Consider the following 12,293-nt stretch of genomic DNA (forward strand, 5'->3'; position numbering starts at 1 on the left):
GTGACGTACATCTGGGCCGGCGGGCGCTGGATCTACTTGGCCGCGGTCATGGACCTGTATGCGCGGCGGATTGTGGGTTGGGCAATGTCCGATCGTCCGGACTCGCAGCTCACCGGACGTGCTTTGCGCGTGGCCTATGAGGCTCGCGGTTGCCCCGGCGGAGTGCTGTTTCACTCCGACCAGGGCAGCCACTACAGCAGTCAGGAGTTTCGACAATTGCTCTGGCGGCATCGAATCCGCCAGAGCATGAGTCGTCGCGGCAATTGCTGGGACAACGCCCCGATGGAGCGTTTCTTCCGGAGCCTCAAATCCGAATGGATACCGGCTTCGGGTTACGCCAGCCAAGCCGAAGCAGAGGCTGACGTACTGCGCTACCTGACCGACTACTACAACCACCGACGGCCGCACAGCTACAACAGTTACCAGACACCGGTACAGCGCGAAGCGCTGGCCGGATAGACCTAAACCGGTGTCCAGTTTTACTTGACCACTTCACAAGGACAGACCCTTGTGGGGGCGAATTCATTCGCTAAGGGCAGCGCAGCTGTCCCCTGTGGGCCCTGAAGGGCAGACCTTCGGCCTGCAATCGCGATTGAAATCGCCCCCACAGGAAGATCGCCCACCTGAAACACCTGGCTCAGGACAGACCCTTGTGGGGGCGAATTCATTCGCTAAGGACAGCGCAGCTGTCCCCTGTGGGACCTGAAGGGCAGACCTTCGGCCTGCTCAGCGATTGAAATCGCCCCCACAGAAAAATCACCCGCCTGAAATATCTGGCTCAGGACAGACCCTTGTGGGGGCGAATTCATTCGCGAAAGGGCAACGCAGTTGCCCCAACGGATTTCACCCCTCGCCCTTCCCCTTCCTGCGGAACTCCACCGGCGTATCCCCCACCCAGCGCTTGAACGCCCGGTAGAAGGTGCTCGGCTCGGAAAACCCCGTGCGCTCGACGATCACCTCGATGCGCTCGTCGGTCTTCAGCAGCAGTTCCTTGGCCAGCCGGCAGCGGTAGTCGGTCACCAGGTCGTTGAAGCGCACGCCGGCCATGGCCAGGCGTTCGCGCAGGCGGCGGGCCGGCATGTTCAGGCGCGCGGCCACTTGCTCCAATGTGGCTCCGCCATTGACCAGCAGCTCGCCGATCAGCTCGCGCACCTGGCGCACCAGGTCCAGGCGTTCCACCTCGGCCAGTTGGCGACGGGCCAGGGATTCGTGCATGCGCAGCAGGTCCGGCGCGGCGTGGCGCGAAGGCTTGTTCAGCACTTCGGCATCGAAGATCAGCGCGTAACGGTCAGCCCCCAACCTCGCCGGGCAGCCGTAGACCGACTGATAGCGTTCGGCGGGGGCGCCTTCGGCGTGCATCAGTTGCACTTCATGGGGTTTGAACTGGCCCTCGGTCAGGGCGTGGAACAAGCGGATCACCGCACCGGCGAGCATCTCCGGGAAGTGCCGGTTGCTGCCCGCGTGCCGGCCGAGGGACAGCACGGCGCGGTCGTCTTCCACTTCCAGATGGGCGCTCAGGGTGTCCGAGAGCAGGCGCACATAGCGCAGGGCATGGCGCAGCCCCTCGCCGAAGGTGCCGCTGGAGAGGAACAGGTATTCCAGCAGCAACCCGTGGAATGCCGGCAGGTGACCCGCCAGATAGAGGCCGACATGCTCCTCACCACACTCGTCGGCGGCGGCCTTCCAGAACTGGGTTTGCGCTGTATGGGGAAAGCGACCTGCTGGCAGCCCGCCAGGCGGCAGGCCCACGCGCACCAGAACCTTGTCCGGGTCGGTGCCGCTGGCACGCAGGGCGTCGATCACCGGGCGCATCAGTGCCACATCGTCGGTCAGATCACGCATCATTTTCGGAGAATTCTTATTGTCTGCGAGTCGCGGCAATCTTATGCGGCTTCTTCCCCGCCGCTCAAGACCGCGATTGACTGCCCTGCCGCCGCCCCGGGAGGGCCGGCCAATGTGCATGGGAAAGCGCTGGCTATGCTGAGTGCCATTCGCCTCAAGGAGATCCCCCATGGCCACCGACTGGCTCGATCTGTCCGCATCGCCCGCCCTCCCCGGCCTGTTCGCCCGCGCCGCCGTACGCCGTGGCACACACGGCAAGGCCCTGCCCGAGCTGGGTGTGCGCTGCCAGGTGAGCGTCGACGCCGGACACCTGGCGCGCTACCGCAGCGTCTGCGGCTTCAGCGACAAAGGCCTGTTGCCGGCGACCTACCCTCACATCCTCGCCTTCCCGCTGCAGATGCGCCTGCTCACCGACCCGAGCTTCCCCTTCCCGCTGCTGGGCCTGGTGCACCTGGAAAACCGTATCCGCGTATTGCGGGCGCTGGGCGGCCTCGGGCCGTTCACCGTCAGCGTAGAAGCGGCCGACCTGCAGCCCCATGAAAAGGGCGTCACTTTCAGCCTGATCACCCGTCTGGAAGACCAGCTCGGCCTCGTCTGGGAAGGCGACAGCCGCATCCTCTTCCGTGGCCTGCGTCTGTCCGGCCAGCCCGAGCCGCGCGCGGCGGTGGAGAGCCTGCCCCTGGATCACCTGGACCAGTGGTACGCCGACGCCAACATCGGCCGGCGCTACGCGCGGGTGGCCGGCGACTACAACCCAATCCACCTCGCGGCGGCCAGCGCCAAGTTGTTCGGTTTCCCCCGCGCCATCGCCCACGGCCTGTGGAACAAGGCCCGCAGCCTGGCGGCGCTGGAGATCCACCTGCCCGCCGCCGGCTACGAAGTGGAGGTGCGTTTCCAGAAACCCGTGCTGCTGCCCGCCGAAGTCACCTTGCTGGCCAGCGCGCCGGGGCCTTCCGGCCAGCTTGCCCTACGCGGCAAGGACGACACCCCGCACATGACCGGAAGCTGGCGCCCCCTCGGCTGACCCTTGCATGGCGGTGCAAGCGGCGGGACCATTGGCGGCTCAAGGAGAGCCCCATGAACCTCGACGAAATCACCACCCGCCTGCACGCCATCCGCGATCACAACGACTGGCGGCAATTCCACAGTCCGAAAAACCTGGCCATGGCCGCCAGCGTGGAAATGTCCGAGCTGGTGGAAATCTTCCAATGGCTGACTGAAGACCAGTCGCGCCAGCTGCCCCCGGAAAAACTCGCCCACGCAGGCCAGGAAGTGGGCGACATAATCCTCTACCTCCTGCTGTTCTGTGCCGAACTCGGCCTGGACATGGACGCCGTGGTGCGCGCCAAGCTCGCCGACAGCGAAAGGCGCTTCACATGAGCGACCGTCATTTCGATGAACTGGCGACTCGATTCGCCGAAAAAATCTACGGCGGCGCCAAGGGCGCCATCCGCCTCGCCGTGCTCCAGGCCGACCTGTCGGAAGTCCTCCCCGACCGGCCGCTGCGGGTGCTGGACGTTGGCGCCGGCCTCGGTCACATGGCCCTCTGGCTGGCGGAACGCGGCCACCAGGTAACCCTCGCCGAACCCGCCGAGCCCATGCTCGAAGGCGCCCGCCAGCGCTTCACCGAGGCCGGCCACACCGCCACCTTCATCCAGGCGCCCTGGCAGGAGCTGCTCGGCCAGCTCACCGAGCCCTACGACCTGGTGCTGTGCCACGCCGTGCTGGAATGGCTGGCCGACCCGCACGCCATCCTGCCGGTGCTGCACCAGCTCACCGCCAAGGACGGGATGCTGTCGCTGGCCTTCTACAACAAGGACGCGCTGATCTACCGCAACCTGCTCAAGGGCCACTTCCGCAAGCTGCGCAAGCACAAGTTCGCCGGCGAAGGACAGAGCCTGACCCCGCAGCAACCGCTGGATCCGCGCGACCTGGCGAAACAACTGGACGGTCACTGGCAGGTCGAAAGACAAAGCGGTGTGCGGGTGTTCCACGACTACATGCCCCAGGAGTTCCAGGCCAAGGCCGAACTGGTGGACCTGCTGGAAATGGAGCTCGCCTACCGCCGCCATCCCAGCTATCAGGGATTGGGCCGGTACCTGCACTGGATCTGCCGCCCGCTTTGAACGGAGGCCCCATGAAACGTCCTGCCCTGCTCGCCCTCACGCTGCTACTCGGCGCCTGCCAGAGCCCCAATCCCTACCAGTATCAATCCCGCCCGCTGCCGCCCGCCCCGCCGGGCGCGGCCACCACCTTCGACCGCAGTGCCTACCCCGCGCCGCCGCGCGACTTTGGCCGCTATCGCAGCTGGACCTGGCTCGACGGCCAACTGCCCGCCGGCAATAACTGGACGACGCCCGAACAGATGGCCGACATGGTCAATGCCGGCCTCGACCAGCACGGCCTGCGCCAGGCCCGCGACCCGGGTCAGGCCGACCTCAAGGTCACCGCCAGCCTGCAATACGAGCGGCGCCTGCGGCAGTACAACGACTATGCCGGCGCCTACTACGGCAGCGGCCCCTGGCACGACCAGTACGGCGCCTGGGCCAGCGTGCCGGTGGTGCGCACCTACGAGGAACAGGTGGCAGTGGTCTACCTGCAGTTCTTCGATGCCCACGACAACCAGTCGGTGTGGAGCGGCAGCGGCGAGGCGTACGCCAACGGCAGCCGCAGCGAGAGCGTCAGCGCATTGCGGCAGGCCGTGAAGGATGCGCTCGACGACTACCCGCCGCACTGACCTTGGTGGCGCGCCTTCCTGTCCGGGACCAGGGGCCGTGCAGGAGGCGATCCACCGCTCCGCCAAGCTCGCAAATTCCCCTTGCCGACCGCCCTGCCTTGCGTTTCGATAATGATTCCGGCAGAGGAGATTCCGCCATGATCCGCCGCACGTTACTCCTATCCACCGCCCTGCTCCTGGCGGCCTGCCAGAGCTACAACGTGAACCGCGATTACGACAGCACCCGCGACTTCGGTGCCTATCGCAGCTGGAGCTGGAAGGAGCCGGCCCTGCAGTACAGCCCCGATGATCCGCGCATCAAGAGCGACCTCACCGAACAGCGCATCCTTGATGCCGTCAGCCAGCAGCTCGACCAGCGCGGCCTGCGCCCGGCCGCCAATGGCAAGGCCGACCTCAACGTCCAGTCCTGGCTGATCGTCGACGAGCGCCAGCAGCAGACCAGCTACAACTACGGGGGCGCCTGGGGCGGCTATTGGGGAGGTTACTGGGGCGGCCCGGCCTACACCGAAACCCGCATTTACAACTACAAGGTCGCCACCATCCAGGTGGACCTGTACGACAGCAAGGACGGCAAGCTGGTCTGGCGCGGCAGCGCTGAACAAATCATGCAGAGTGCGCCACCAAGCCCCGCCGAGCGCGAGGCCGCCATCCGTGAAACGATCGCCAAGGTGATCGAACAATATCCGCCGCATTGAGGACCGCATGTCCGCAGCCAATCCCCATCTGCAGTACCGCACCGCCATCGCCGAGGACCTGCACGAAGTCGTCCGCTTCCCCCAGGATGCGGACGAACTCTTCTTCGCCTACCCCAAGGCCAGTTGGCCCCTGACCGTCGGCCAGCTGGCCGCCGCCATGGCCGAACGCCGGGGCAGCACCGTCGCCCTGCTGGACGGCAAGGTCGCCGGTTTCGCCAACTTCTACCAATGGCAGCACGGCGAGTTCTGCGCCCTGGGCAACATGATGGTGGCCCTCTGGGCCCGTGGGCACGGCGTGGCCCAGTTCCTGATCGAAGCCATGGAGCGACAGGCCCGCGAGCAGTACAAGGCCAAACTGATGAAGGTCTCCTGCTTCAACGCCAACGCCGGCGGCCTGTTGCTCTACACCCGCCTCGGCTACCAGCCACGCGCCATCGTCGAGCGGATTTCCCCGGAAGGCCGTCGCATCGCCCTGGTACAGATGGACAAGCCCCTCACGGACTGAGCCTTATGACCATCCGCCTCGCCACGGCGGCTGACCTGCCGCTGTTGGCCGCCATCGAGCAGAGCGCCGCTGCACTGTTCAGCCACGACGACCTGTCGCCTGAACATCGCGGCGACACTCTACCCCTGGAACACCTGCAGCACGCCCGGGTCAACGGAGTGCTCTGGGTTGCCCTGGCGCCGTGCGGTGCTGTGGCGGGCTTTCTGGCGGCGGAAGCCGCCGGGGATGAGCTGCATGTCTGTGAAATGAGCGTCACGCCCGAACAGGGCGGCAAGGGCCTGGGCCGCGCGCTGTTGGCTACGGCAATCGACCACGGACGTGATGCCGGGTACGCAGCCTTGACCCTCACCACCTTCTCCCATGTTCCCTGGAACCGGCCGTTCTACGAGCGCCTGGGCTTTCGTGCACTGGCGCCTGAGGAATGTGGCGAGCGCCTGCAACACATCCTGGCAGCCGAGTCCCGCTCCGGCCTGCGCAATCGCGTGGCCATGCGCCGCGACCTGCCCTGAACCGGTCGGCGCTTCCCGGCGCCTTGGCCCGCTCCGTCACTAAACTTATCCACAAGACACCGGCCCGCGCCGATGTCGGGTGGGGAGCGGGAGGCTCCTCCTTGTGTGCCGGCACCGCTGGCTTACCGGGAGCAACAGGCCAGTGCCTGGCAGGAGGTGTCCCATGACCATGATCACCCAGTTGCAGAGCTGCCTTTCGCAGCACAAGACCCGCTTCGACCTGCTCAGCCACAGCACCGCCATGACCACCCGCGAAGCCGCCCGCCGCGCCGGCGTTCCACCCCAGCAGATGGCCAAGCCGGTGATCCTCGACGACTTCCAGGGCCACTGGATGATGGCCGTGGTCCCGGCCTCTCGCCACGTCGACCTGGAGAAGGTCCACAAGCTCACCCACCGCCACTGGCGCCTGGTGCGCGAACGTGACTTCGGCAAGCGCTTCGCAGACTGCGACATCGGCGCCATCCCTGCCGTCGGCAACCTCTTCGGCCTCGAAACCCTGATCGACCAGTCGCTCACCGAGCAGTCGGACATCTACTTCGAATCCGGCCGCCACGACGAGCTGGTGCACATGAGCGGCAAGCAATACATGGCGCTGATGCCCGAGGCGAAAAGCGGGAAGCTTTGCGAATAGCGGCTCCGGTCGCTTGTGGGAGATTCCATGTCAACGCCGCAGCCTTGTAGGGTGGATGGCGCTTTTCCATCCACCAACGAAGCCATCCCGGGCCTCGAATGGTGGACCGGTGAAGCGTGGTCCACCCTACGACTGATGATCCGGACGCTTGGGGGAGCGAATTTATTCGCGAACAGATTCGCTCCCACAGAGGAGGTTGGGCTGCCTTCACGTTGGGGACTTCAATCGCCATGCCGACGGGAAAAAGGACTGGCGCGTGCTCCCACGTAGCAAGCCGCCGAATCCACCTCCCGACCACGCCGTAGGGTGGGCTTCAGCCCACCACCGCCCCTTTGCAGGAACCGTGTTCCCAGGACATGGCGCGACCCTAGTGGATGTCCCCACAGAAGATGTCGTAGTTGCCGTCCGCCGGGGTCGTCCGGAGCACGAGTGAATGGTCACTCGCGCGAAGCGTCGAGAGAGACACCGGCGCAGACTTCGACATCCACCACACACCGCCCCGGTAGCGGCGGTCGGTAATCAGCGTCCTGTTCAGCCCATAGGCGGGTGAGGCGCCCTGATTCGCGCAGGTTCCCGGATAGATATAGGTGTAAAGGCGGACAGGCCGGGTGGTGTAGGAAGGTACGCCGCCGATGACCAGGGAAATGCTCGTATTGTCACCCCGTGGCACCAGCATCGCCTGGGCGATTTTCCCGGCGTTTCGCTGGGTGGCGTTCATTTTGACCTGGACCATCTCTTTCCTGGCGTCGTTTGCGCATCCGCAAACAAAGACCGCCATCAGAACCAGAGCCAGACATTTTGGTGCGTTCATCGCTGGCCTCCCGCGGTGAGAAGCGCCATTGCAATGGTCAACTACTCAATATACGCGCGGGATTGGCGACGGCAGCAACTCTCTACCGAGCGGTCGAGAGCGCAAGGGGGAAGGCGGCGAGCGGGTCGAAGTTCGGCTTCTCTCCCGCTACCGATAGGAACTCAGGGCTTGTACTGGCTTTGCGCAATGCACCACTTGCTGGCCGGGTCTTTCGACTGGGTGCACGAGTTGCGGAAAATCACCTGGGCGTGCTTCTGGCAATTACGGAACTGCGTCGAGCCCTTCTCGTTCTTGCTGCACACGGTATCCAGCGCGATGGCGCCGTTACGCTCCTGCCAATTCAGGTAATAGTTATCGCTGTTCGGCTTCTTGGCTGCGGGGGCGGCGGCAAACGAAACGCTTGCCATGAGCACCAGCGCACTACCCAGTGCGAATCGAATGGTCATATCAACTCCTAATAGTCGCTGTGCGTAAGTGCACCTTCTTGGAGGCGCTTTTCTTTTGCAGTGATGCTCTTGCTGTGCCCCCCCCCCCCCGGAGAGCGGATCAACCCCCGAGTGAACTGCTGCGAATAGTGCTGAGCGCCCATGAACGCCGCAAGGGCCCGGCATCCACTTGGGATGACCGTCCGTCGTCCAGCGTGCGCGGCAATGGGGAGCGCCCTTCAGCCGTCCTGCCGAGTGCGGAACGGCCTGCTCGCTGAAGAATGAAGGGAAAGTGGCGGAAGGCAGTGAGAGTCGAACTCACCCAGGAACGGCTGCCGTCCCCCACCGGGTTTGAAGCCCGGCCACGCCACCGGGCGTGCTTGCCTTCCATGTTGATCTATTGGGCTTTTCCCAGCCGTCTTGCTCAACAAGGGCGGAGGTGTCGAAGAAGTGTCGAAAATTTCTGACCAGGCTGAACTCCAGAACTTCCTGGAATTACCGTGGCGCAAGGTGAGCGTAGCGCATGGCCATCGACGACGACGAGTACCTCCATCACATCGGGAACCTGCACCGACGCTCTCTGCCCCGGCTCTTGCACGACCTGAAAGAGCCGGCCCGAATGAGGTGGCCCAGGGCTCGTGGAGCGCCAATGGGCGCGTTCACTGAATAGCCCTCACGCCCGAGCAATGTGAACTGCGCGAAATGTTCTGCATGTTTGTGACGATCAGCGCGTGTCACTCGTTGGCGCAGTGCTGCCGGGCAAGCTGGTCGATCACGTAGCGGCCCCACTGGTCCGCCATTGCGTCGGCGATGCCCGGGTAAGTGCGGCAGAGGTTCTTCCAGCGCTCGGGGCCGGGCTCCCCGTAGCGCGAGAGCGGATCGCGTTCGTGGACGATGTGGGTGGGTTCCAGCTGCGGCAGGTTCTCCAGCCAGAAGTGAATTCGACTGCGCTCGCCGTGGCCGAACATCCAGGGCTGGACAGTCTGGTCCGGCTTGCGGATCTGGGTGGAGATCACCGACGTAGGGCTCTTCAGGGCCTTGAAGCGAATCGGAGCAGCCAGCAAGGTGCGGACGAAATCGAGCGCCCTGCCCTGCCTGCCGTCCGCGATCTTGGCGGCGAAGTGACGGGCGCCGGAGACGGCGAGGTCAATGTACGGCGGGTGGGCGATCAGCAGGTCCCAGCCTTGGTCCAGCAGTCCACGCACATCCCCCTGGACGTGTTCGCCTTCGGTTTCCGAGGGCAGCAGGTCGCAGCTCACCGCATGGAAGCCGACGCGGGTCAGGGCGTCGCGCACGCGGCCGGAGAATTCACAGGCCACCAGGGCCCTGGGTTGGCGCTCAGGCACGGCTCAAGGCTCCCTGTCGAACGATTCGCAAATGGGCTCGCCGCAGCCAGACACAACGCGCCAACACTTCGGGGCGCGGCGCACGGGCCTGTGTTTCCCGCAGAACTAGGCCGATAGGCAGACGCAACGCCCAGTGGCCCTGGATATCCATACGGGGCGGCTGCGCTCGCAGCACAAAGACCGGGAGAGAACGCGCTTCGCCCGTTCACGACGGAACCAGCAGACAGAGCAAACGCACTGTTCGGCGTGGGCGAAGCGGCGGTAGCAGTCGAACAAGCTGATGGCTCATGCCCTTCGCTCCTTCTCCAGCAACTGCTGGGTCAGAAGCGCCACGTTGACCATCACGTACTTCCCCACCTTGTGCGACGGGATATAGCCGTTGCGAATCCAGCCCCACACCACGTCGTGTTCATTGCTCATCCGTATCCAGTCGGCGAACTCGCGCCAGGGCATCACCGGCGGCGGGCTGAGCAGGTCCTTAAGCGAGAGGGTCGTTCCTTCCACATCCATGGCCTTTGTTGCACTATGTTGGACTTCGTTCGAGGCCTTGAGCTGAGCTCAGGTCAATAATTACCCCCAGGTCAATTATTGACTCGACACCATGTCGAGTCAATAGTTACCTCGATTGATCCGGTTGTTTTTCTCTATATGGAAAGCTCGGCAGATAGAGCCAGGTTATTAATCAAGAAGGTCGGCCCGAAGAAACTCAGCCAGCTGAGCGAGACCGACCACAGCCGCTGGCTCAATGTCAGCAAGGGCGCAGTGCGTGTGAGCACTGAAGAAATTGACGTACTGGTGAAGGCTTTTCCCCAGTACGCCCTCTGGATCGCCAGCGGAAAAATCATTCCGGAAAGTGGCCAAACAAGTCCCGACTACGACGAAGCCAATCGAAACTTAACCGAATAGAGCGTGGAATAGCTCAACTAGGAAGTAGCTCGAATATCTTCGAGCAAAGACAAGGAATAAAAATGATCGACATGGCAAAGATAATTCAAGACCTAACAGTCAAGGGTGACGCAGTAGAGCGAATATACGGTAATTTTCGCAGTCGCCGATACATAGTCAATCGTCGGTACCAAAGAAAACTTGTGTGGACGCTAGAAGAAAAGCAGCGATTCATCGACTCAATTATTTCTTGCTATCCTGTCCCCATAGTACTTCTTGCAGAGCAGAAAATAGGCGCCGCGCATGGGAACTTTGAAATAATTGATGGCATGCAGCGCCTAAACTCGATCATGAGCTTCATCGAAAATGAGTACCCCGTAAATGGGACTTATTTTGACCTTAACTCAATGGCAACGACAAAAGATCTATTAGATCGTGGCGAGCTAGTTCAAAAAGAACCCATAATGCCTAGGGAGGTGTGCGTAAGAATAGCCGCCTACCCTCTTCCGCTATCTATTTATGAGTTTTCTGGGGATGGTGAAGTCGATGAAGTCTTCCGCCGCATTAACTCTGGAGGAAGGCAACTTTCTAGGCAGGAACTAAGGATTGCAGGTGCAACAGGGCACTTCGCACAGGCAGTCCGACACATAGCATCCGAAGTCAGAGGTGACGTCTCTGAATCGCCCCGGCTTTCCTAGACACTCTCCAAGCTCTGGAAATAGCGCTTTTCAAACTCCACTGGCGATAGCTGCATAGCGCTGCTGTGCCGGCGTTTGGGGTTATAAAACATCTCGATGTAATCGAACACATCACTCCGAGCTTCTTCGCGGGTGCCGTAGGTCTTCCGTCGGATGCGTTCCCGTTTCAGCAACTGAAAAAAGCTTTCCGCTACCGCGTTGTCGTGGCAGTTGCCGCGTCGGCTCATGCTGCTGATCAGGTTGTTGGCCTTGAGGAAACTCTGCCAATCCGAGCTGCTGAACTGGCTGCCCTGGTCGGAGTGGATCATCACTTCCTGCTTGGGCTTGCGCCGCCAGACCGCCATCAACAGGGCATCGATGGCCAGGTCGCTGCACATCCGTGGCTTCATCGACCAGCCGATCACCTGGCGTGAAAACAGATCCAGCACCACCGCCAAATACAACCAACCCTCATAGGTGCGGATGTAGGTGATGTCGGTGACCCAGACCTTGTTCGGTTCACTGACGTTGAACTGCCGCTCCAGGCGATTGGGCGAAGCTACCGTTGGCCGGCCGCCGTAATAGCCGGGGCGCCGACGATAGCCGGTCTGCGAGCGCAGCCCTTCTCCCCGCATCAGGCGAGCCACGCGGTGCCGGCCACAGGACTCTCCCAGCTCACGCAGGTCGTCGTGAATCTTGCGATAGCCGTAGACCCCACCGCTTTCCAGCCAGGCATGTTTGATCAACCCGAGCAGGCGCTGATCTTCCTTGGCGCGTACGGATTTCGGCTCGGCCAGCCAGGCGTAGTAACCGCTGGGATGCACTTTCAGGGTCTGGCAGAGACGCCGTACCGGGTACTCCACCGACAGCTTGCTGATGAAGGCGTACTTCAGCCGGACTCCTTGGCAAAGTACGCGGCGGCCTTTTTTAGGATGTCTCGCTCTTCGGTCACTCGCTTGAGTTCGGCGCGTAGACGACGCAGTTCGGCCTGCTGATCATCTTCTTGCTGCCGCTGCGCCTGGGGCTTGCCGTAGCGCTTGATCCAGGCATACAGGCTGTGCACCGACATGCCTAACCGCGCTGCCACCTCGGCTACGGGGAGGCCGCGCTCGGTCACTTGCTTGACCGCTTCGATTTTGAATTCTTCGGGGTAACGCTGGTTGCTCATGGCACCTCCTAACGGGCCTCATTATGAGGCTTGGAGGTGTCTACGAAACTAGGGGCGATTCA

General features: G+C 62.9%; 16 protein-coding genes, 1 tRNA gene and 1 pseudogene. 11 read left to right on the top strand and 7 right to left on the bottom strand.

Annotated features, from left to right (window positions below):
* Positions 1 to 487, top strand: a pseudogene (locus E8F06_RS04140) (IS3 family transposase); the annotation flags it as partial.
* A gap of 356 nt (positions 488 to 843) precedes the next feature.
* Here the strand turns inward: E8F06_RS04140 and E8F06_RS04145 are convergent.
* Complete coding sequence (locus tag E8F06_RS04145) at positions 844 to 1,842, bottom strand: AraC family transcriptional regulator (protein ID WP_280364556.1); 999 nt, start codon at positions 1,840 to 1,842, stop codon at positions 844 to 846.
* Between the two features lie 169 nt (positions 1,843 to 2,011).
* Between E8F06_RS04145 and E8F06_RS04150 the strand changes: the two genes are divergently transcribed.
* The 8 genes from E8F06_RS04150 (at position 2,012) to E8F06_RS04185 (ending at position 6,919) form a co-directional block, all read left to right on the top strand.
* Positions 2,012 to 2,866 carry a MaoC/PaaZ C-terminal domain-containing protein gene (locus E8F06_RS04150; protein WP_280364522.1) on the top strand — a complete coding sequence of 285 codons (855 nt, stop codon included), beginning with the start codon at positions 2,012 to 2,014 and terminating at the stop codon, positions 2,864 to 2,866.
* A 53-nt stretch (positions 2,867 to 2,919) separates the two neighbouring features.
* Complete coding sequence (locus E8F06_RS04155; RefSeq protein ID WP_280364525.1) at positions 2,920 to 3,222, top strand: nucleotide pyrophosphohydrolase; 303 nt, start codon at positions 2,920 to 2,922, stop codon at positions 3,220 to 3,222.
* On the top strand, positions 3,219 to 3,968 hold the full coding sequence (locus E8F06_RS04160) for a methyltransferase domain-containing protein (protein ID WP_280364528.1): 750 nt from the start codon (positions 3,219 to 3,221) through the stop codon (positions 3,966 to 3,968). The genes E8F06_RS04155 and E8F06_RS04160 overlap by 4 nt, the downstream gene beginning before the upstream one ends.
* An 11-nt stretch (positions 3,969 to 3,979) precedes the next feature.
* The gene (locus E8F06_RS04165; RefSeq protein ID WP_280364531.1) at positions 3,980 to 4,579 is read left to right on the top strand and encodes a DUF4136 domain-containing protein; all 600 of its coding nucleotides are present in this window, start codon (positions 3,980 to 3,982) and stop codon (positions 4,577 to 4,579) included.
* Between the two features lie 137 nt (positions 4,580 to 4,716).
* On the top strand, positions 4,717 to 5,274 hold the full coding sequence (locus tag E8F06_RS04170; RefSeq protein ID WP_280364533.1) for a DUF4136 domain-containing protein: 558 nt from the start codon (positions 4,717 to 4,719) through the stop codon (positions 5,272 to 5,274).
* Between the two features lie 7 nt (positions 5,275 to 5,281).
* Positions 5,282 to 5,779, top strand: coding sequence for a GNAT family N-acetyltransferase (locus tag E8F06_RS04175; protein ID WP_280364536.1), 498 nt, complete (start codon positions 5,282 to 5,284; stop codon positions 5,777 to 5,779).
* A gap of 5 nt (positions 5,780 to 5,784) precedes the next feature.
* Positions 5,785 to 6,288 (top strand): GNAT family N-acetyltransferase, encoded by a 504-nt coding sequence (locus E8F06_RS04180; RefSeq protein WP_280364539.1) that lies wholly within the window; start codon positions 5,785 to 5,787, stop codon positions 6,286 to 6,288.
* A 163-nt stretch (positions 6,289 to 6,451) separates the two neighbouring features.
* The gene (locus E8F06_RS04185; RefSeq protein ID WP_280364542.1) at positions 6,452 to 6,919 is read left to right on the top strand and encodes a YbaK/EbsC family protein; all 468 of its coding nucleotides are present in this window, start codon (positions 6,452 to 6,454) and stop codon (positions 6,917 to 6,919) included.
* A gap of 367 nt (positions 6,920 to 7,286) precedes the next feature.
* Here E8F06_RS04185 and E8F06_RS04190 read toward each other — a convergent pair whose 3' ends face one another.
* The 5 genes from E8F06_RS04190 to E8F06_RS04210 all read right to left on the bottom strand — a co-directional run bounded on the left by E8F06_RS04190 (position 7,287) and on the right by E8F06_RS04210 (position 10,011).
* Positions 7,287 to 7,730 (bottom strand): hypothetical protein, encoded by a 444-nt coding sequence (locus tag E8F06_RS04190; protein ID WP_280364544.1) that lies wholly within the window; start codon positions 7,728 to 7,730, stop codon positions 7,287 to 7,289.
* A gap of 161 nt (positions 7,731 to 7,891) precedes the next feature.
* Positions 7,892 to 8,176: a hypothetical protein gene (locus tag E8F06_RS04195; RefSeq protein WP_190831658.1), complete on the bottom strand. Its 285-nt coding sequence runs from the start codon at positions 8,174 to 8,176 to the stop codon at positions 7,892 to 7,894.
* A gap of 272 nt (positions 8,177 to 8,448) precedes the next feature.
* Positions 8,449 to 8,544, bottom strand: a tRNA-Sec gene (locus E8F06_RS04200).
* 345 nt (positions 8,545 to 8,889) lie between these two features.
* Complete coding sequence (locus E8F06_RS04205) at positions 8,890 to 9,501, bottom strand: DNA cytosine methyltransferase (protein ID WP_280364549.1); 612 nt, start codon at positions 9,499 to 9,501, stop codon at positions 8,890 to 8,892.
* Positions 9,502 to 9,786: 285 nt separating this feature from the next.
* Complete coding sequence (locus tag E8F06_RS04210) at positions 9,787 to 10,011, bottom strand: hypothetical protein (RefSeq protein WP_028630757.1); 225 nt, start codon at positions 10,009 to 10,011, stop codon at positions 9,787 to 9,789.
* Positions 10,012 to 10,149: 138 nt separating this feature from the next.
* Here E8F06_RS04210 and E8F06_RS04215 point away from each other — a divergent pair, with 138 nt between their 5' ends.
* Both E8F06_RS04215 and E8F06_RS04220 read left to right on the top strand, forming a co-directional pair.
* Complete coding sequence (locus E8F06_RS04215) at positions 10,150 to 10,407, top strand: DNA-binding protein (RefSeq protein ID WP_280364559.1); 258 nt, start codon at positions 10,150 to 10,152, stop codon at positions 10,405 to 10,407.
* A 62-nt stretch (positions 10,408 to 10,469) separates the two neighbouring features.
* Positions 10,470 to 11,084, top strand: a complete 615-nt coding sequence (locus E8F06_RS04220; protein ID WP_280364553.1) for a DUF262 domain-containing protein — start codon at positions 10,470 to 10,472, stop codon at positions 11,082 to 11,084.
* Here the strand turns inward: E8F06_RS04220 and E8F06_RS04225 are convergent.
* Positions 11,081 to 12,231 (bottom strand): IS3 family transposase gene (locus tag E8F06_RS04225; protein WP_280363247.1). Its coding sequence is split into 2 segments (ribosomal slippage): positions 11,081 to 11,988 and positions 11,988 to 12,231, totalling 1,152 coding nucleotides; the frame shifts between segments, so codons are not numbered across the junction. The two genes, E8F06_RS04220 and E8F06_RS04225, sit on opposite strands and share 4 nt — an antisense overlap.
* Positions 12,232 to 12,293 lie beyond the last annotated feature (62 nt).

It is taken from the genome of Pseudomonas sp. BN411, assembly GCF_029871235.1.
Lineage (GTDB): Bacteria > Pseudomonadota > Gammaproteobacteria > Pseudomonadales > Pseudomonadaceae > Metapseudomonas.

What these genes read in the sequence shown, in the direction of transcription:
- E8F06_RS04175 (WP_280364536.1), top strand. Translation starts at nt 5,282, where the DNA reads ATGTCCGCAGCCAATCCCCATCTGCAGTACCGCACCGCCATCGCCGAG.
- E8F06_RS04210 (WP_028630757.1), bottom strand. Translation starts at nt 10,011, where the DNA reads ATGGATGTGGAAGGAACGACCCTCTCGCTTAAGGACCTGCTCAGCCCG.
- E8F06_RS04150 (WP_280364522.1), top strand. Translation starts at nt 2,012, where the DNA reads ATGGCCACCGACTGGCTCGATCTGTCCGCATCGCCCGCCCTCCCCGGC.
- E8F06_RS04165 (WP_280364531.1), top strand. Translation starts at nt 3,980, where the DNA reads ATGAAACGTCCTGCCCTGCTCGCCCTCACGCTGCTACTCGGCGCCTGC.
- E8F06_RS04190 (WP_280364544.1), bottom strand. Translation starts at nt 7,730, where the DNA reads ATGAACGCACCAAAATGTCTGGCTCTGGTTCTGATGGCGGTCTTTGTT.
- E8F06_RS04155 (WP_280364525.1), top strand. Translation starts at nt 2,920, where the DNA reads ATGAACCTCGACGAAATCACCACCCGCCTGCACGCCATCCGCGATCAC.
- E8F06_RS04195 (WP_190831658.1), bottom strand. Translation starts at nt 8,176, where the DNA reads ATGACCATTCGATTCGCACTGGGTAGTGCGCTGGTGCTCATGGCAAGC.
- E8F06_RS04220 (WP_280364553.1), top strand. Translation starts at nt 10,470, where the DNA reads ATGATCGACATGGCAAAGATAATTCAAGACCTAACAGTCAAGGGTGAC.
- E8F06_RS04160 (WP_280364528.1), top strand. Translation starts at nt 3,219, where the DNA reads ATGAGCGACCGTCATTTCGATGAACTGGCGACTCGATTCGCCGAAAAA.
- E8F06_RS04170 (WP_280364533.1), top strand. Translation starts at nt 4,717, where the DNA reads ATGATCCGCCGCACGTTACTCCTATCCACCGCCCTGCTCCTGGCGGCC.
- E8F06_RS04145 (WP_280364556.1), bottom strand. Translation starts at nt 1,842, where the DNA reads ATGCGTGATCTGACCGACGATGTGGCACTGATGCGCCCGGTGATCGAC.
- E8F06_RS04215 (WP_280364559.1), top strand. Translation starts at nt 10,150, where the DNA reads ATGGAAAGCTCGGCAGATAGAGCCAGGTTATTAATCAAGAAGGTCGGC.
- E8F06_RS04185 (WP_280364542.1), top strand. Translation starts at nt 6,452, where the DNA reads ATGACCATGATCACCCAGTTGCAGAGCTGCCTTTCGCAGCACAAGACC.
- E8F06_RS04180 (WP_280364539.1), top strand. Translation starts at nt 5,785, where the DNA reads ATGACCATCCGCCTCGCCACGGCGGCTGACCTGCCGCTGTTGGCCGCC.